This window comes from Nocardia goodfellowii, assembly GCF_017875645.1.
GTDB classification, from domain to species: Bacteria; Actinomycetota; Actinomycetes; order Mycobacteriales; family Mycobacteriaceae; genus Nocardia; species Nocardia goodfellowii.
Genome location: NZ_JAGGMR010000001.1, coordinates 7,020,276 through 7,038,139 on the forward strand (window position 1 = coordinate 7,020,276; position 17,864 = coordinate 7,038,139).

Annotated in this window: 11 protein-coding genes; 7 read left to right on the top strand and 4 right to left on the bottom strand. The window is 66.3% G+C overall.

Annotation, left to right across the window (positions count from 1 at the left end; genetic code table 11):
• Positions 1 to 5 precede the first annotated feature (5 nt).
• Entirely contained in the window at positions 6 to 914 is a 909-nt protein-coding gene (locus BJ987_RS32600; protein ID WP_209896888.1) for a TAXI family TRAP transporter solute-binding subunit, read from the top strand.
• Here BJ987_RS32600 and BJ987_RS32605 read toward each other — a convergent pair.
• Both BJ987_RS32605 and BJ987_RS32610 read right to left on the bottom strand, forming a co-directional pair.
• On the bottom strand, positions 905 to 2,269 hold the full coding sequence (locus BJ987_RS32605; protein ID WP_245366238.1) for a sensor histidine kinase: 1,365 nt from the start codon (positions 2,267 to 2,269) through the stop codon (positions 905 to 907). The two genes, BJ987_RS32600 and BJ987_RS32605, sit on opposite strands and share 10 nt — an antisense overlap.
• 65 nt (positions 2,270 to 2,334) lie before the next feature.
• Complete coding sequence (locus tag BJ987_RS32610; RefSeq protein ID WP_209896890.1) at positions 2,335 to 2,994, bottom strand: response regulator transcription factor; 660 nt, start codon at positions 2,992 to 2,994, stop codon at positions 2,335 to 2,337.
• A gap of 353 nt (positions 2,995 to 3,347) precedes the next feature.
• On the opposite strand from BJ987_RS32610, the gene BJ987_RS32615 reads away from it, so the two are divergent.
• On the top strand, positions 3,348 to 4,001 hold the full coding sequence (locus tag BJ987_RS32615) for a DUF3824 domain-containing protein (RefSeq protein WP_209896891.1): 654 nt from the start codon (positions 3,348 to 3,350) through the stop codon (positions 3,999 to 4,001).
• A 69-nt stretch (positions 4,002 to 4,070) separates the two neighbouring features.
• On the opposite strand, the gene BJ987_RS32620 is transcribed toward BJ987_RS32615, so the two are convergent.
• On the bottom strand, positions 4,071 to 4,685 hold the full coding sequence (locus tag BJ987_RS32620) for a suppressor of fused domain protein (protein WP_209896892.1): 615 nt from the start codon (positions 4,683 to 4,685) through the stop codon (positions 4,071 to 4,073).
• A 235-nt stretch (positions 4,686 to 4,920) separates the two neighbouring features.
• Here BJ987_RS32620 and BJ987_RS32625 point away from each other — a divergent pair, with 235 nt between their 5' ends.
• The 5 genes from BJ987_RS32625 to BJ987_RS32645 are packed head-to-tail and all read left to right on the top strand — an operon-like array spanning position 4,921 to position 16,661.
• Positions 4,921 to 6,885, top strand: coding sequence for a hypothetical protein (locus BJ987_RS32625; protein WP_209896893.1), 1,965 nt, complete (start codon positions 4,921 to 4,923; stop codon positions 6,883 to 6,885).
• Positions 6,882 to 7,679: an ESX secretion-associated protein EspG gene (locus tag BJ987_RS32630; RefSeq protein ID WP_209896894.1), complete on the top strand. Its 798-nt coding sequence runs from the start codon at positions 6,882 to 6,884 to the stop codon at positions 7,677 to 7,679. The genes BJ987_RS32625 and BJ987_RS32630 overlap by 4 nt, the downstream gene beginning before the upstream one ends.
• A gap of 19 nt (positions 7,680 to 7,698) precedes the next feature.
• Positions 7,699 to 8,028 carry a hypothetical protein gene (locus tag BJ987_RS32635; RefSeq protein ID WP_209896895.1) on the top strand — a complete coding sequence of 110 codons (330 nt, stop codon included), beginning with the start codon at positions 7,699 to 7,701 and terminating at the stop codon, positions 8,026 to 8,028.
• Between the two features lie 8 nt (positions 8,029 to 8,036).
• Positions 8,037 to 8,591 (top strand): YbaB/EbfC family nucleoid-associated protein, encoded by a 555-nt coding sequence (locus BJ987_RS32640; protein ID WP_209896896.1) that lies wholly within the window; start codon positions 8,037 to 8,039, stop codon positions 8,589 to 8,591.
• A gap of 6 nt (positions 8,592 to 8,597) precedes the next feature.
• The gene (locus tag BJ987_RS32645; protein WP_209896897.1) at positions 8,598 to 16,661 is read left to right on the top strand and encodes a WXG100-like domain-containing protein; all 8,064 of its coding nucleotides are present in this window, start codon (positions 8,598 to 8,600) and stop codon (positions 16,659 to 16,661) included.
• Here BJ987_RS32645 and BJ987_RS32650 read toward each other — a convergent pair whose 3' ends face one another.
• Positions 16,662 to 17,828 carry an alpha/beta fold hydrolase gene (locus BJ987_RS32650; RefSeq protein WP_209896898.1) on the bottom strand — a complete coding sequence of 389 codons (1,167 nt, stop codon included), beginning with the start codon at positions 17,826 to 17,828 and terminating at the stop codon, positions 16,662 to 16,664.
• Between the last annotated feature and the right edge of the window lie 36 nt (positions 17,829 to 17,864).

A 17,864-nucleotide genomic window follows, 5' to 3' on the forward strand; every position in this document is an offset into this window, starting at 1 on the left:
AGCGCGTGCTGGACCGACGCCGGTTCCTCGCCGGGACGACGGCCCTGCTGTTCGCCGCGGGATGCCAAGGGCGCGGCGATGTTCCGGTCGTCCGGCTGGGTTCGGGACGGGTGGGCGGGTTCTTCCACGAGTTCGCCGGACTGCTGGCGAAAGCCGCCGCCGAGACCGGCACCGTGCGGATCGAGCCGATCGCCACGGCGGGATCGCGGCAGAACCTCGAGCTGCTGGCCGCGGGTGCTCTCGATGCCGCACTGGCACTTGCCGATTCGCTGGAATCCGCCCACACCACCCTGCCGGCGATCGGGCGGCTCTACGAGACATACATCCAACTCGCCGTGCGCGCGGACAGCCCGATCCGCGGGCTCCGAGATCTGCGCGGACAGCGCGTCGATCTGGGAGTGCAGGGGTCCGGCGCGGCCATGACCGCCGCACGCCTGCTGCGGGTGGCCGGAATGGATCCGGCGACCGACATCGTGGCCCACTCCCGCCAGCTGTCCGACGGCATCACGGGACTGCGCACCCAGCAGATCGACGCCGTCTTCTGGGGCGGCGGCATTCCCACGCCCGACGTGGGCGTTCCCGACCGGGCCCGGCTCGTCGATATCGGCGACTGGGCGCTGCCGCTGCACGAACGGTTCGGTTACCACTACGACCGCGTGGTGATTCCGGCCGACACCTATCCCGGCGCTCCCGAGGTCTGGACCGTCGGGGTCCCGAATGTGCTGCTGGCAGCACCCGGGCTGGCGGACGCGTCGGTAACCGCCATCACGGCGCTACTGCTGGAAAAGGCGGATTCGCTGATCTCGGAACAGACGCTGGGATTCCACTTCCTGGATCGGCGCTGGCTGGTCGGCACCGGCGGCGTCCCCCTGCATCCGGCCGCCGCGGCCTATTACCGCGACAATCACGGCTGAACCAGCGGCAGCCGGACCGTCACGTGCAGCCCGTTCGGATACGCCGCCGAGACGATGAACTCGCCCTGATGCCGCTGCGTCAGGGCGGCCGCGATCGGCAACCCCAGTCCGGTTCCACCCGCCGCCGCTGTGGCACCCCGGAAGAAACGGGTCGTCAGCTTGCCGAGTTCGTCCGGCGCGACGCCGACGCCGTCGTCGTACACCGAGATGGTCACCCACCGCTGATCGACCGCCAGCCGCACCTCGGTGTGCGCGCCGTTACCCGCGTAGCGCGACGAGTTGCTCAGCAGGACATCGAGAATCTGCACCAGCACCCCCTCCTCGACCGCCACCCGATCGGGCAGGTCCACGGAAACGTCCGCTGCCACAGTCATTCCCGCGTCCGCGAAGGCCGGCCGCCAAGTATCGACCCGATCCTGCACGACGCGCGCGGCCGCACACGAAGTCGGCCATTCCGAATCCAGCTGTCCGGCACCGAAACCGACCGGAGTCTCCGCGACGGCCAGCTTCAGCAGCCCGTCCAGAATCGCCTTCAGTCGTTCGACCTGGGCGCTGGCCCGAGTGAAGGACTGCTGCCCCTGCTCGGGTATCACCCGGCCCAGCGATTCCAGCCGGACAGCCAAGGCGGTCAACGGATTACGGATAGCGTGCGCGGTATCGGCGACCAGCTGACGCTGCGCGTCCGCCGCGTCACCGACCGCCCGGACCATCACCTCGATCGAACGCGCCAGATCCCGCACCTCGGGCGGGCCGCCGTACCGGGGTGGACTGTCGTCCGGTGTGGCGGGCTCGGGCAGGGTGGCGGTGAGTTCGGCCACCGAATCCGACAGTCGCGCCAGCGGATTGAGCACCCAGCGGCTCAGCAGCAGGGCCAGACCGGCGAAAAGCGCCAGCGCGGTCCAGGATCCGACCGTGATGAGCGCGATCCGATCGGTGATATCGCGTTTGGCGCGCACCGTCGACACCTCGAGCAATACCGCGCCCGCGATACGCATTCCGGTCCCCACCGGCCGCGCGATCAGCATCGTGTCCGGATCCCACGGGCGCAGCCGATGCGGCGGCCGCACCGCATGCCGGTTGCTACGGGCGGCCGTCAGCAACGCCGATACTTCCGAATTCCGCGCGTCCACACCGGTATTGGCGATCTCCTCGCCGCCGGGGCCGACCACCAGCACCTTGTCGGTATACAGCTCCCGGTAGCGATCCGCCTCGGTGCGCAAGGCAGCGGAGTTACCGGTCGCGATCGCCTCGTGCGCCAGATCGCCGAACCATTCGGCATCCACATACCGGTCGAACCACAACTGCTGCGTGCGCGCGGTCAACGTCGACGCGCCCAGCGGCCAGGAAAACCCCATACTGGCCACCGCGGCGAACAGTAGGAGAATCGACAACAATCGCCGTCGCACAGCGCACCCTCATCTCACAGGCCCCAGCGGTACCCGAACCCACGGATCGTCGTAATCAGACCCGGCCTGCCGATCTTGGCGCGCAATGTGGAGATGTGCACGTCCAGGGACCGCGATACCGCCGCGAAGGCATCGCCCCACACCCGGTCCATCAGATATTCGCGGCTCATCGCCGCACCCGGTCGTTCCACCAGGGCCTCGACCAGGTCGAACTCCTTCTGTGTCAGCACCACGACCGTCCCACCCGCCTCGACCTGCCGCGCCACCAGATCGACCCGCACATCGCCGGTGACCACTTCGGTCAACTCGGGGCCGGTGGTCGCGACGGCCCGCCTGGTCGCCAGTTCCAGCCGCGCGACCAATTCGCCGATGCGGGGCGGCTTCACGAGATAATCGTCCGCGCCGCCGCGCAGACCGCGCACGATGGTGCGCTCGTCGTCGCGGGCGGTCAGGATGAGCACCGGAATCGCGCTCACCTCACGCAACTGCCGCAGAATTTGCAGTCCATCGGCGTCGGGCAACCCCAGATCGAGAATCACGGCGTCGTAATTGCGATGCGCGAGCAGCAGATCCGCGCCCCGGGATTTGCGTTCCACCTCGAATCCTTGCTCGGTCAACACTTCGACCAGGGCCTCGCCCACATCGTCGTCGTCCTCGACTACCACCACCCGCACGTGCCGATCCTGTCCTGATTGCTGATCGGTCGCAATACTTCCGGCAGCACCGGCGCAGCCACTGTCGTTGCCCACCCGCTATGCATATTCGTGGACAGACGCGTTCACAAGACCCGGCGAAACGTCTTACGATGCTTTGATATTCGGGGCGGTCCCGGATTCCGGGGACCGCGACGTCGCATCACCGCCCACGCTGACCGGCAACTTCGGCCCGCTCGTTCATCCCGGCGAGGTCAACCGACTGTAAAAACCGTTGCCGCGCAGTAACTGTTTTGGGCTGGGCATGGTTGAATCGCGGAGGCCCCGGGGGGCCGTTGTCTGTTGTCAGCACGGATAGGATTCGCAGGACTCGCATGAGCGCACCTCAACCACCCAATCCCTACAATCAGCCCGGCGGGTGGCAGCCCCAGCAGCCCTATGGCGCACAACAGCCTTACGGGGCCCCGCAGCCTTACGGCGGACAGCAGCCCTACGGTGCGCCGCAACCGTACGGACCTGCGGGACAACAGCCTCCGCAGTACGGCCCGCCCGGCCAGCAGCCCTATGGCCAGCAGTTCCCGCCCCCGCCTCGCAACGGCGGCAACAAGACCCTGCCGATCGTTCTCGGTGGCGGCGCCCTTTTGATCGTCATCGTGCTCGTGGGCGCTTTCTTCCTGTTCTCCGGCGAGGACGGCGGCATCGGCGGTTCCTCCAAGAGCCCGCGTGAAGTGGCCGAGGCCTGGGTCAACGGCACCGGCGACAAGAAGAATCTGGTCTGCAAGTCCGATCTGGCGAAGCTCGACAGCGTCAAGACCACCGGCACCGTCCCCACCAACGTGCCGAAGATCGACTCGACGAGCACCTTGAAGAGCGTCGACGTGGCCAGCGGCGCCAGCAGCGGCACCTTCACCACCGAGATCAGCGTGAAGGTCGCCGGCAAGACGAACAAGCAGAGCTTCACCTACAAGCTGGTGCAGGAAAGCGGTGACTGGAAGGTCTGCGGACTGACCGAGGCCCTGCTCAAGTAGCGACTGCTCCAGTACCCCAAAAATTTCCGGCCGCCCGGCATCGACGATGCCGGGCGGTCGTGTTCCCGGTTATTGCCCGATCAGCGTTCCGCGACCGACATCGGTGACATGCAGCGGCAACTGGTTCCCCAGAAACGCCAGCACGGCGGCCCCGTTACCGCCGCGCGCAGCTTCGTACTCCGCCAGAGTCAACCCCACCACCTGCAGGAATTCCACACTGCCGTGCGGTGTTTCGATCGCACCGAGCTCCGGATCCAGCGTGAAAGCCATCGCGCGCAGGGCACTGTCCTCCCCGCCGATCGGACCGGCCGCCTTCATCGTATGCCCGGCTTCGAACCACTTCCCGCTGTCGCACACATACCGCGCCAAGCTCTGCAACAGCACGGCCGCCCACATCGGCGGCTGCGCGTCACCCGCCCGCATCGCGACCCGAACCGTGAATTCGAACCCCCATCCCGAAATCTCCGGGTTCGACGATTCCTTCTCATACAGCTCGGACATCCCGTAACCGATGTAGTGCCAATGCGGAACGGGCTCGGTACGCGTGAAAATGCTGATGCCGTCCAGCGGATCGGGTCCGCCGAGCGCCCACGGCTGCTTCGTACCCAGATGAAACGGTCGCGAATTCCCGTACAACCGCTGCAGGGCGTCGTCGATGGCGGCCCATCCTGATGCGTCACTCACTCGGATCACCGTAATGAGACGGTTTCCGTTGCGCACGGTGTGCGGGGCTCAAATCTCTGTAAAACCGAGAATGCATCGACACCGGCTCCTCAAATGATTGTAAAAACCGTTGCGCAGGCACGAAATCCGGTTCTCCAGCAAGCTCGGAGCTGCTTCACTCGAAGGGTCCAGACGCCGGGCGATTTGTCGCCGGCCCGGCACTGCGGGGTAGATCGAGTGCTGTAGGAGATCAAAAATGGCAGATGGGGACGGCGAGCAGACTGCTGTCGATCTGACCGAGTTACTCACAAGCGGGACGGCGCTCGGGTGGGGTGATTTGTCGACGATCGCCCAAGAGCAGGGGCAGCTACTGGTCGACAACGGCGCCGCGTACTCGGCGGCCACGGCATTCAACGAGGCCATCGGGCAACTGATGGGCATCGATAACGGCGCTCAATGGATGGGGGTGGGGGTCGATCGGGTAGCGGGCCTCAACAGCTGGTTGACCGCGATGGGGAAAGTGAACTTGCGAACGATCGCGCTCACCGACGCCTTGGACGGCATGCGCGGCGTCATGTCGGACATCTACGACACGTTGGTCGCCGCCGGCAAGGCATACGAGGCAGCCGAGGAGGTCTCCGCCGCCGGATTCGACTCCCTCACCGCGCCGACCATGACCATGGATCTGCCCTTCATCAGCAGTAATGAATCGCCTTTCAGCTGGACCGGAGGCGAGAAGCCGGAGGGGCTCTCGGACGGCCTCCGGACCCAAGTACCCGAAAGTGTCCTGCCCGCCAGCCTCGGCCCGCTCTCCGATGACGCGGACAATATGAGCTGGGACCAGCTTTTCGACGTCGGCCAGTCGATCCGAGACAACAACATCGTGTCGAAGTTCGAATCCACAGCCGAGCGCTGGTGGCAGATGGCCAATTTGGTGGAGCAGGCTTTGCTGCGCCCCAGGGAACGACTGGCGGCGATCACCGCCGAGTCGTGGCAAGGAGCTGGAGCTACGGCGGCCGTCGCGGCCGTCGACACCTTCATGGCCGAGTCCGGAAAAACCGTCGACGCGGTGCGGTTGACCGGCGATCTCATCCATTTCATCGCGGAGTGGGCCGGCAAAACCGAGAATGCGATGCCGGCGTTCCAGGACTACTCACGAATCCACACCCTCAGTGACAACGTCACCCAGATCGAAGGTGAATGGATGCGCCCCTACGCGGTCGATGACTTCCTGGTCGAGCTGGATAATTACCGCGAGGCCTTCCGCGCCAATTACGTGGAGAACATCCTGCTGACCGACAAGTCCATACCGGAGATTCCTATTCCGCCCAACCCGACGGTGGGAGACCTCACTATTCCCGACCTCACCCCCAACGAGAATCCGGGAGGCACCGACTACGCCGACCCGGGCGGTGGTGGTGGACTAGACGCGGGCGGCGGTGGGCTCGATCCAGACGCCTTCGAACCGGACGCATGGCCGGGAAATGCTTCTCCGTCCGAACTACCTGCGGACCAGGCACCGACCACGCACCCGGCAGGCTCGGACACAGCGCCGGCGGACCGGACCCCCGATCAAGACTCGACCGGATGGCAGCAGTCGGCCCAGCAAGCCGCGCAGCAGGGTATGAGCGCCCTCGAACAACTCGCACAGCAGGGTTCTCAAACTCTCCAGGAAGCGCTCCAGAACTCAGGCGGGATGCCGCTCGCAACGAATCCCCTTGCGAGCGTGCCGACTTCGCTGGGGCAGAGTACGGCTCCACTGGCAGGTTGGCGGCCCTCGGGTATGAGTAGCGGCGCTGGTGCGGCTTCCGATCCGGGCAATACCCGGTCACTGGCCGATGCGGCGAAGCTGTTTCCGCGCGCGAGCGTGAGCGGGACCGACTTCCAGACCGCCGGCCGGACCGCAGCCGGCGGTGCGCAATACCCCACCGCGGGTTCGCCCGGAGCGACGGGCTCCCCGGGCGCCGCGGCCCGCGGCAAGGACGATGAACGGCACAAGCGCCCCATGTATCTGGAGTCGGCCGAGCACATCGAGGAAGCGATCGGTCAGGCGCTGGAAACCACGCGGCCGGTCGCGGGCGCGACGAATGCCCCGGCAGTGTCCTCGCCCGCACACGCGATCCCGGTCGTGGTGCCGGACCGCACACCCGCTCCCGAGGCCACCGCCCAGCAGGCGCCCACACCGCAGCGGCCCGCGCCGCAGACGGTGCCGGTTCAATGAGTCGCAGGTGGCGCTTCACGGATCTGGAATTCGTTGTCCTCTGGGCGGAATTGCGCGAACATCGGTTACCGGCGCCGTTCGTCTACACCAGCCGCACCAAGTTCCTGCACGAGGCCGAGCGGGCGAAATCACAGACCCGAGAGAACCTTCGGGCGCGTTGGGATCGATCGGTCGAGGACGTTTTGACCGCGGTGGCCCGGCCCGATCTCAGAATTACGGTGAGCGGATGCGCGGCAGCCGATCCGGAGGATCCGCGCGGCCGGATCCGCCTGCACGCCGCCCGCAGCGGCCCGCGATGCTTCGTCCTCACGCAACTTCCCGGCGAAACGATCTGGCACAGCGGCGGATTCACCGTCGCCGAATACAACGCATTGGACATGGCCGACGCGGTCGTGGCCCATCTGCCGAAATGTCCGGGCGGGCGGCGGGCACAGCTGACCTTCCCCACCACACTTCAGAACAGCGATAGCGACTACGGGCAGTCGTGGGTGCGCGAAACCGAGGTCAGCCCGGAAACCGATGCTCTCGGCGAGTTCTCGAACGCGCCTGTGCAGCGCCTCGGCATCATTCGAATCGAACAGGGAAATTCACGTTTCGGTCCGCGCGGCATCGCCCGGCGAGCACTGGCGTGGCGGGATGTGGCCGACGACGGGCGCTACATCATCACCAACGATGACCCGCCCGTCGCCATGGGAGTCGATACCAGGCAGTTGATCTCCCGGCTCAACGGCGAGATCGCCTGGGTCATCCGGGCAATCAAGGACGAGCGCGCAGCGCAGCCACAGCGCACATGACGCAGGAGAAGGTGAACCGATGAGCAGTGAAATCGAAGTCGACCTCGAGGCTATGCGGCTGGCCGGCCGCGACACCGAGCGGGTACGCGACGGATTCCAGCGGGCGGCCGACGCCGGTCAAGCATGTCTGGACCAGTTCAATGCCACCTACAGCGGTGACAGTTTCGATTCTGATTTCGCCAACGGAGGTGACGGTGACCCCGGGTTCCGGGAGTACATGAGCCTGCTGATCGAAGCGGCTGCCAGTTGCGCCACTTCCGGCGCCGATGTCACCGAGGCACAGGACATGACCGTGACAATGCTGAGCGCCACCGACGAATCGTCGGCGTCGAACTTCGGTCGCCGGTAGGAGGGGCCTTGCGAGACAGGCGCGCCGCCAAGGGCGAACTGGCCGGGATGTTGGATGATTTCCAGCGCCGGATGCGGGCGGTCGGTGCTGTCGCGCAGCAGCGCGCGCAGATCACCGCGACCGCCACCACCACCGACGAAACGATCACGGTCACGGTGAACGCCGACGGCCAGGTGATCGACACCCGATTCTCCGGTGACTTCCGCGCGATGACACCGGAACAACTCGGCGCTGCGGTGACCGCGGTCGCGCAGGCTGCCGCCGCCGACGCCGCCCGGCAACTCCAGAACTTGCTGGCGCCGATCGCGGACGAGCGGGCCCGGCAACCGAAACTGTCCGATCTGGTCGCCGGGATGCCCGATCTGCAAGCCGCGACACCACCCATACCGCCGGCCCGAATGACATTGGCGGACAACGAAACCGATGGTTCCGAGCCGGTTGCCGGTGCGCGCTCGGAGGTGGCCGCCGTCCCCGACGAGGCGCCGCCCCAATGGCATTTCGACGCTGCGGAGGAAGCCGCTGACGGCGCGGAATCCGAAGTGTCGGATAGAGGATGGGGATAAGTACCAGTGGGTTTGCCGTTTCCGGAATGGGCGATCGACCACGCGTGGATCGCCGGTGCGGATTGGCCGCACGCCGACGAGGACATGCTCGAGGCACTGGGCGACAGGCTGGCCGAGGTCGCGGAGGTCCTGCTCGGGGAGGAAGTGTCCGACGCCATCTACACCGCCCTCCGATCCAATGCCGCCGCGTACGCGGGCGGAGACGGCGGCTCGGCCATCGAGGATGCGCTGCGCGGGCTGTTGGACGGCGGAATCGCCCTGACGGAAGGCTTTTCCGAGGCCGCCACGGCAACGTATGAGTACAGCGACGATATTTTCAGCGCGAAGGTGCAGGGATACATCGCCCTGGGCTGGCTGGTCGCGGAGATCGCGTGGGCCGTGCTCGCCGGACCGGCCGGGCCCCTCATCCATATCACGGCGCTCACCGTCGCCCGGGAGTTCTTCGAGCGACTGGGCCAGGCGCTGGTGCGAAAGATCGCGAACCAGCTGCTGAGATTGGGTGCCCACAAGGTGCCCACCGTGGTGATCGCGCACGGTGCGGCCGAACTGATCGAAGAAGGAATCACCGAGGCAGCGCAGGGCACGGTCGAGGAACTCGGCGCGCAGACCGTGCTGATCAACTCCGGACGCCAGGACGGCATCGATTGGGCTCGAGTGGCAGTCAACGCCGGGGTTTCGGCGCTCGCCGGCGCGGGCGGCGGACTCGGTGGACACATCGCGCACCGGCAGTTCGCGAAAATTCCAGGACTGTCCGTGAACCGGCTGGGCGGCTTGACGCAGGGGCTCGCGGTCGGCGGGATCGCCGGACTGACCGGCGGCGTCACCGCCGCGCTGGTCACCGGCCAGTGGGATCCGAAAGCCCTTCTGGGCGGGGTCATTTCCGGTGCCGCGCCCAGTGCCGTCTACGGCTGGAAGGGCACCTCCGATCACGCCGGTGTGTCCATCGCGCAGGCCGCCCAGCAGATGCAGACGCAGAAGCCGTGGATGAGTGCGATGGAAGCGCAGGCCCGCGCCGACACGATGGTGGAAAACCAGCACAAGCAGGTAGACAGCCAGCCACTGTCATCGTCGGAACGTGCCGCTGCCCACTCGGCGATCGACCGAACCGATCAGGCTGTGACCGCGTCGGCGACCACCTCGGGCGACGATGCCAATCCGCAGGTGAACCAGCATGCGCGCCTGGCGATGTTGGAACAGGTCGACGGGACGATCCAGGCTCGCCCGGAGGAGTTGTCGCCGTTCCGACTTGCCTCGGACGGGACCGAGCCGGCGGTCCAAGCGTCGGCGCATCCGGTTGGGGACACGTCGAATGCCGCGGGTTCCGGCATGGTGCCGATATCCGGTACGCAGGCCGGGGTACCAGCCACCGCCGCACCGAACGCTGCCGCCGCTTCCGGCACCGCATCGTCCACGCCCGCGAACGCAACCGCGTCGCCGTCCTCCGCGCACCCGTCGGCCAACTCCAGCGCGGACGTCGAAACCGTCAGTGCCGCAGCGGAACCCGCCACAACGATCGTGCATCCCGATTCGATCACCCGTGACCTGGCGACCACCCTCGAGTCTTTCGAGGCCCTGATACCCGGCCTCACCACTCAGCAACTGGATCAGGTTGCGGCCCAGCTGATACCGCCGGTCGTGGCGGCCACACAGCAGTCGACCGGGCCGCTGCGGGTGCGATTCACACCGCAGCCGACAAACACCTCTTCGGCGCCTCGCGTTCGAGTAATGGTCACCGAATCCGGCAAAGTCGGTGTCGGTGGACATTCCACTATGTTCGACCTCACGGTGCCGCAAGCAGCGAAACGTACTGCCGTCCAAGCGAACTACCATCCAACATTCGCCGGAAACGTGTTGGCCGGCGCCGTGCCCCTGAGCGGAATTCCAGTCGGCGTGCAGGCGGCGCACGCATCCGAGCCCGCCGCCCCGTCCGGCAGGCAACCGGTGCCCACCTTCACAGCCTCGGCTACACCCGTTTCCGGCTCCGGCTCCGAAAGTCCGCGTCTACCAGAGCCTTTACCCACCAGCCATCCGCTCGGCCTGAACAGCCCGAAACAGCTTGGACGGCATCCGGATCAACACCCGCAGCGCTTCGATTCCCCGCCGGATCCACCCGCCGGGCCGCGGAGCGGTGGACCCGATCTCCCCGGCAGCGATCCGACGCCCGAGGTGGATCCTCGGACAGCTACTGAATTCCAAGCGGCGATAGCAGATCTCGTCCATCAGAACGAATGGCTGCAAGGCGGCACCGTCCGTACCGGCCTGTTCGAAACCGACGTGTTCGGCTCTGTGCGGACCGAGTTCGGGCCGAACGGTCTCGTGCTGACTATCGTGGTGAACGAACGTCTCCTCACCGACCGGCATTCGCTATCGGAACTAGTTGCAGTGCACGGCTATTCGATAGATCAACCGGGTCGTTTCGCAGCGGCGTATCTGGTCGGACAGGCGATTGCCGATATCGTGGGACCGCGGGTGAACGCGAAGGCCAGGCTGGAACTTTACGAACTGTGCCGCGCCATCCATGGTGACGGGGTCGATCGGTTCGTCTTCGAGGCATGGCTGGACGAGCAGTTCAGCGAGCGCTGCCGGATCGACCCGCGAGCGGGAGCACGACGGTGGATCAAAATGTCTGTGGCGCTCCCGGAGTCGTTCGCGGCCCGAGCCGCCGGTGCCGCGACCCCGGGCGCTGACGTACTAGCCGCCGGGCTGGTTCGGGAAGTCGAAGCCAGGCTTGCCGGTGCCTCCCCGGCGGCACCCGAACTATCGGTCGAGGAGCACACCGCAAAGGCCGGGATGGCCCGGTTGGTGGCGGAACGTTACGGCATCCGGCTGACCGATGAACTGGTGAACTCACCGTTCGTCGGCGTCCCTGTGATGCGCGAGATCGTGCATACCGTCGCGGCGGCACACGCATTCCACCCGGACGTGAAACCGTCGGAGATCAGCCTCGGCGATCTCGACCGGCTTGCCGAAACGCGCCGGTACACCGATGGCGCGTTCGATATCCGCCTGGACGAAGCAACCTTGGGCGATATCGAGCAGGCGCGCCGCCAAGCCGTCATGGAGGCGGCGATGGGCGAAATGCACGGCACCGGTGCAGATCTGCCGAACCGGGCTCTCGCCCACGAATTCGGCCATGTGGCCCTGGAATACCTGCCGGAGTTGAAGGACTACGTCGCCTCCCACGCCGCCGACCGGCTCCGGACGGAATATCAGCGCGCCGAGGCAGCGGACTCCGTCACCTTCGAGACTTGGTTGCACGGACAGTTCATTCCGTACTGTTTCCACCCAGACGGAACGCTGAACCTCGAAGAAGCCTTCGCCGAGGCCTACAGCGCGGTGATGTGGGGTGACCCGAATTCCGGGCAGCAGAGTCTGTACGACCTGTGGCGCGAGCAGCGAGAGACGTTGCGCGGAAACGGTGGTACCGAATCACATACGGACGACACGGCCTTCGATATTCAGCAGCGACTGCGCGATTCGGGCGTCGAGGCGATGCTGATCGGCGGTGCTGCCGCGAATATGTATCGCAGCGAACCGCGCGTGACCGGTGATACGGACTTCGTCGTCACCGGTGATCCGAGCGAGCTCGTCGCCCGGATCACCACGGGTTTCCCGGAGTACGAGGTGCTACCGCAGTCCGAGGGAAGCAACCAGGTGTACGCGATCTATTTGCGCGGGCCGCGGCCCGGGATCGACCTGCTGGTCGCCGAGGACATGGCCGAACAGATCGCGGTGGATCGCGCGGTCGGCGGTGTGATCACCGTCGAGGACATGATTCTCTTCAAGCTCATGGCCCTCGGTCGCGGTGCTCCCCAGGATCTGGACGATCTCGTGTCGATTCTGCGGGCCGGCCACCATCTGGATCTCGACTACCTGACCGCCCGTGTCGCCGACGAAGTGCTCGACGACGAGTGGTCCACGGCGTACGAGGAAGCGGGTCTGCCCGCTCCGGACCTACCGGAGTTGATCGGTCCCGATGTATCCGGCGTGGGCGAAATCGACGATATACCTGCGGGTTTGACGGACTCGATTGTGACCGCGATCAACGCCGGGGGTCATCCGCGAGCAGATTGGTCGGAATTGACCGAGCGGGCGTCAGCACCTCAGGGTGAGATACTCGACGGCTCCACACCGCCGTGGAATGACCTGACGGAAACGCGACTCGACAGCGGCCGGACCGCCGCCGCGACAGCCAACTCCTGTGTGCCCGATTCGCTGAGCCAGGTCGCCGCAGACCAAGGTGACGTGGTGGATGTGCCGGACCGGCAACCGGGCAACCTCTCCGGGGTGACCTGGCGGGACGCTCGGCCGCTGCTGCGCGGCGCTGAGCTCGAAGGGTTCACCGCGGCGAACGGCACCGGTCACGCCGCGCTCGTCCAGGGTCTGATGACCGAAGGTGGTCCGGGCGCGATGGCATGGGTGCTGGACCAGCGAGCGACAGTCGACCAGCACGGTGTGGGCGCACACGCGTTCACGCTGAAGTACTTGGGCGAGAAGCGATTCGAGGTCGATGGGTGCCCCGTGATCTACGAGGAAACCGATGAGTACGGGCGGGAATGGTTCCGGACCGAACAGGGCGACTGGGTATCACTGGCGGATCTGACCGGCGGAAGCCGCGACGAGACGGCGGCAACCTGGGCGACCGTATGGCAGGGCGGCAAGGTGGTCACGGGTGTCGGCGATCCCGGAGCGCGTCTGCCCGATGCGGAGCTGCGTATCGGCCGGACGCCGGATGATGATGCGGCCGAGAGTGGTTCAGGGCCGCCGAGTCCAGCCGCACTCGCTCGCGAGCGGGACCAACTGGCCGCGCGACGCGAACAGGTTCAGCGGGAACGCGATCGAGTCCGCTCGCGGCGAGACCACTTGCCCGCCACTCAACATCTGGCTGCCGAACACGGCCTCGATCGCGCGGCTGTCGAGCGGGCGTTGAGCCCGGACGAGCTGACTTCCACGCTCGAGGCGATGATGGCGCGGGAAGTCGATGATGCCGCGGACCCCGTCTACAGCGATCCCGACAATCCGTTCGGCGTGACGGCGGAATCATCCCGGCCTGGGCCGTGGCATCCGGTGCCCGGTCGCGCGTTGGCCGATTTGCAGTCCGCCGCAGAGCGATTCAATGACCTGGAGGCCGAGGTCCAGAAGCTGAATCGGCGGATCTCCGATCTCGACCGCCGGATCGCCGCCTTCGGACCACCAGACCGGGTTGCCGCCCAAGACCTCCCGGCTACTGCCGGTTCGGCGGCGGAACTGGCCCGGAAGCGCGCGATGGAGGCTCGGCTGGCCGAGGCCGGCGGACGCCAGGTGACCGACTCCGTGCTGTACATATCCGGTGCCGATCCCCGTATCGTCGTGATCGGCTTGCCGGCGGACTCCCCCGCCGACTTCGATCGGGCATTCGCGGCGGCCTTGGAGCTGGATTCCGGTGTCTCACAAGCGATAAAGCAGGACAACCCGAACGGCGAGGCCGCGACCACGGTTGAATATCGGCGGCTTGTCACCGACCTGGACGGCCGGTATCAGCTCGAACGGTTGCCTGGGCCGGCAATCATTGTGCCCCGCAATCTGGCTGTGCTGCGCGGCGAAGCCACCGATATCACCCTGTGGCGTGACAGCGGCGGGGATTGGCGTGCTGTTCCGATCGCGACCGGAAACCTCGAACTGACCGGCGTAGTGCCCCTTGTCGGAGTACCCAGGCCGAACCTGCCGCCGCCCGATCCAGATGCTGAGGAGCCCGCGGATGAGGAGCCTGCGAACGCTGGCGAAGAACCTCCCAGGGAGTATCCGAAGCGGTGGGACGAGTGGGCTCCGCTGCCCACCACCGCCGCCGAGCAGTGGCGACCGTTCAGACCTTCTCCGCTCGAGCGCCGCGAGATCCCCGGCCTCAACAAATATGCCAGCGTGCCCGTCGGAGACGCCATCGAAGCGGGCTTGCTGCAAGGGCTTTCAGCTGACGATCCGCGGCCGGAGATGCTGTTTCCCAAGGGGTTGCCGTTCGCGCCGGGTGGTGACTTCCTCGATCCAGCAGATGCTGAAGTCACGCATCAGGATCTCGGCGAGAACGTGTTCCACGCCTCCATTCTCAGTACGATCTTCGGGCAGAATCAGGCCTTTCGCCATCCCTGGACGCTGGACTTCGTCCAGCACCGCCCATGGCTCGGGCGCTTCGCGGTCTGGGCGACAAGCCGGGTACCGAGCGTCGACCCCGACCTCAATGCGGAAAGCCGGCAGCTGTGGAAGCAGGTGGCTGCTCGCACGATCAGCCAGAACGAACTGCGCGAGCGCATGCGGACGCTGGAAACCCGGCATCAGCGTTATTCAGCCGCCCGCTGGCTACCGTTTTTCCGCTCCGCCGGACAATATCCCTGGTTCCGGCAGGGACAAACGAACCCCCAACCCTTGCACGACGATCCGTTGCTGTTCCAGACACCGGACGGTAGTTTCGTCGACTACCACTACCCGCTGCATCACCAGGGACAGGATCCGATCAGCGACCAGGATTCCGTCGATGTGTTGGCCGGGCGACACGAGTCGCGCGATCGCCGATCCTGGAACCACCGGCATCAGCGCTCGAACATTTCACCGGAAAGCGATATCGATTCACTGCGGGAACAGCAGAAGCTGCTCCAGCAGCGCTGGAATCGTCTGCAAGAGTGGACCGTCGAGCAATACAACTGGATCGATCAGCATCGCGACGCGGTCCTCGACCGCATTGTGGAACACGCGGTGGACGACCCGGATCGGTACTCCGGCGGCGACAAGCGCACCTGGATCTTCTCGACAACCACCGACCGATGGGTGCGCGACCACGACGGTTCGCACATGCCGCGGCGTCCGGACGGCTCCACCTGGTTGCGCGACACAGCGGGCGCTATCCGACCGAAAGCCGAACTGCGGGCAGCCCTCGAACAAGTTCTCGATCATGCGATCAGCAATGAATACCGATTTGCCGCCGATCGGCACCGGCGCGCGCGGCTGGATCCCGTACCGGATTTCGTCGCCGCACTCAACCGCCTGGAGAACGGCGTGCCGCTACGCGCGGACATCCTGATGCTCGAAGATCTCCTGCACGAAGCCGGCTATCTCGCCGCCAAACCCGATAACACCTGGGAGGACGCCAACCGGAACGGGAAGACTCTCGGTTTCGACTGGGACAAGAACCGTCCCGAACTGAACGGAGGCGACAGCTGGGACGTGAGCCGCGAGCCGATGCCTTGGATACTCGATGAATCGACGCGCTGGCGGCCGTGGCAGCACGATGGCCGAGTATGGCGCCACAACGTCGGATTCCGTTCGGCTTGGTCGCTGTTCGGGATGTTCACCGGGCGCCGGCGAGAAGGAATCCAATACCCCGGGCTCACACCGCCGTCAACAGCACCGGTGAACACGTGTGTATCCGATTCACTGGGGCGGATCGAGGCGGATCAGCGGGACGCCGACATTTATGTCCCACCCATCCAGCCACAGAATCCCGCGGGATTCCCATGGCGCGTCGTGCGACAGTTCCTGCGGGGTGCGCGACCGGAAGGGTTCGGCGGGCCAGGCGATCGCGGCCACGCGAAGTTGGTCGACGGCCTGATGCGGAAGGGCAGAGCCGGGGCGATCGCCTGGGTGCTCGACCAGCGCACGACGGTGGACCAGCACGGCGTAGGCGCACATGCCTACACGGTGAAATATCTGGGCGGCAACAGTTTCGAAGTCGACGGCCGGACAGCGTCCTACGACGGGACCGACGAAACCGGCCGGGAGTGGTTCCGCACCGAGAACGGTGACCGGAAGTCGCTGGCCGAGTTGGTCGGCGGCACCCGCGCGGAAACCGTCGCCACCTGGGCGGCAATGTGGAACGACAGTCGAGTCGTCACCGGTGTGGGTGATCTGTCGACGCCCGAGCCCGACGATCGGCTACGCATCGGCCAGGCCGCAGACGAGAACCCGGAGCACCGAGACCACGCGGAACAGGCACGCAGTTCGCCGAGGCCACCCGCCTACGAGGTGGCGAGGCCGGACAGTGCGGCAATACCACCGGCACCCGACCCCGACATCCCGTTCACCCTGGGCGGCGAATCACGCTGATCAGCGGAAGGCGGCCGCGCCATCGGCTTCTCGCGCCTGCTCTTGATAGCGCCGCACAAACGGCAGCACCTGGTCGGTGATCACCTGGTTGTATTCACGCGGCCGCTGAATCGGGTTGGCGTGACCGGTGTTTCGCGGGTTCACCACCAGCAGTGTGCCGTCTACACCGCCGGCCCGCTCGATCAGCACCTGGTGGGAATATTCGACGTCGACGACTCGGTCGCGTTCGGCGTCGCGGGGGCGCAGGTACACGATTGCCGGTCGGGGCTTGCCCTCGAAAGGGCGGGACAGGGCGTCGAGGTCTCTGAGGGCGCCGCCGGCGACGATCGTCAGGAACTGCGATTCGATGAGTCCGTTGCTGGCGGCGTCCTCGGAGAAGATTTTGTCGTGCAGGACGCGTTCGATCACCTCGCGTAGTTCGGGCATCCGGATGCCCGGTGCGCCGTTCAGGCCGCGGTCGACGAATTCGCCGCGGCGAGCGTACATTTCGACGATCAGGCGCAGCGTGCGGCTTTCCCGCGCGCCGGGTAGCCAGCCCATCCAGCGCACCATGTCCTCGCCGCGGCCCCGGCTCTCCTCGCGGACCGCGTTCAAATCCATGGGGGTGCAGTCCAGCAGCACGCCGACCAGGCGGCGGTCGCTGCCGGTGTGGATGTGCCGGGCGACCTCCAGTGCGATGACCCCGCCCATGCTGTGTCCGACCAGCACCACGTTCTTCAGGCCGGACATGAGCGCGGCGCGGACGATCAGATCCGCGATGACTTTGGTGTCGATGCCCCGGTTGTCGTATTTGATCGCCCACACCACGCCGAGTCTGCTCAGCGACGGCAGGGCGGCGGCGGTGTTGCTCGCGTTCAGGTTGCCGAGTCCGACCAGGTCTACGACGACGGAGTCCCAGTTGCGCTGGTCGGCGGGGGTGGCGACGGGCAGGATCGCCGGTTCGGTTCGGGCCAGCCGGGCGCGTTCCGGTGCGATGTCGAAAGTCCAGTACTGGGCGAACACGACCAGCACGGCAACGAGCACGACGCAGAGCCGGACCAGCGTCAGCCGGGTGCGGCGCAGCGTCGTCCAGTCGTGGCCGAGACGGGTGTCCCGCCAGCGGGCCCGGCGTCGCGCGTCGTCGTAGTCGGTGACGGTGGACGGGTGTCGATCGTCCAACAGCGACATCACTCCACTGTGTCTCGGAAACGGGTGGTCCGCCAA

Coding starts and splice junctions, on each gene's coding strand:
- BJ987_RS32605 (WP_245366238.1), bottom strand. CDS start 2,269: ATGGGGTTTTCCTGGCCGCTGGGCGCGTCGACGTTGACCGCGCGCACG.
- BJ987_RS32615 (WP_209896891.1), top strand. CDS start 3,348: ATGAGCGCACCTCAACCACCCAATCCCTACAATCAGCCCGGCGGGTGG.
- BJ987_RS32625 (WP_209896893.1), top strand. CDS start 4,921: ATGGCAGATGGGGACGGCGAGCAGACTGCTGTCGATCTGACCGAGTTA.
- BJ987_RS32630 (WP_209896894.1), top strand. CDS start 6,882: ATGAGTCGCAGGTGGCGCTTCACGGATCTGGAATTCGTTGTCCTCTGG.
- BJ987_RS32635 (WP_209896895.1), top strand. CDS start 7,699: ATGAGCAGTGAAATCGAAGTCGACCTCGAGGCTATGCGGCTGGCCGGC.
- BJ987_RS32650 (WP_209896898.1), bottom strand. CDS start 17,828: ATGTCGCTGTTGGACGATCGACACCCGTCCACCGTCACCGACTACGAC.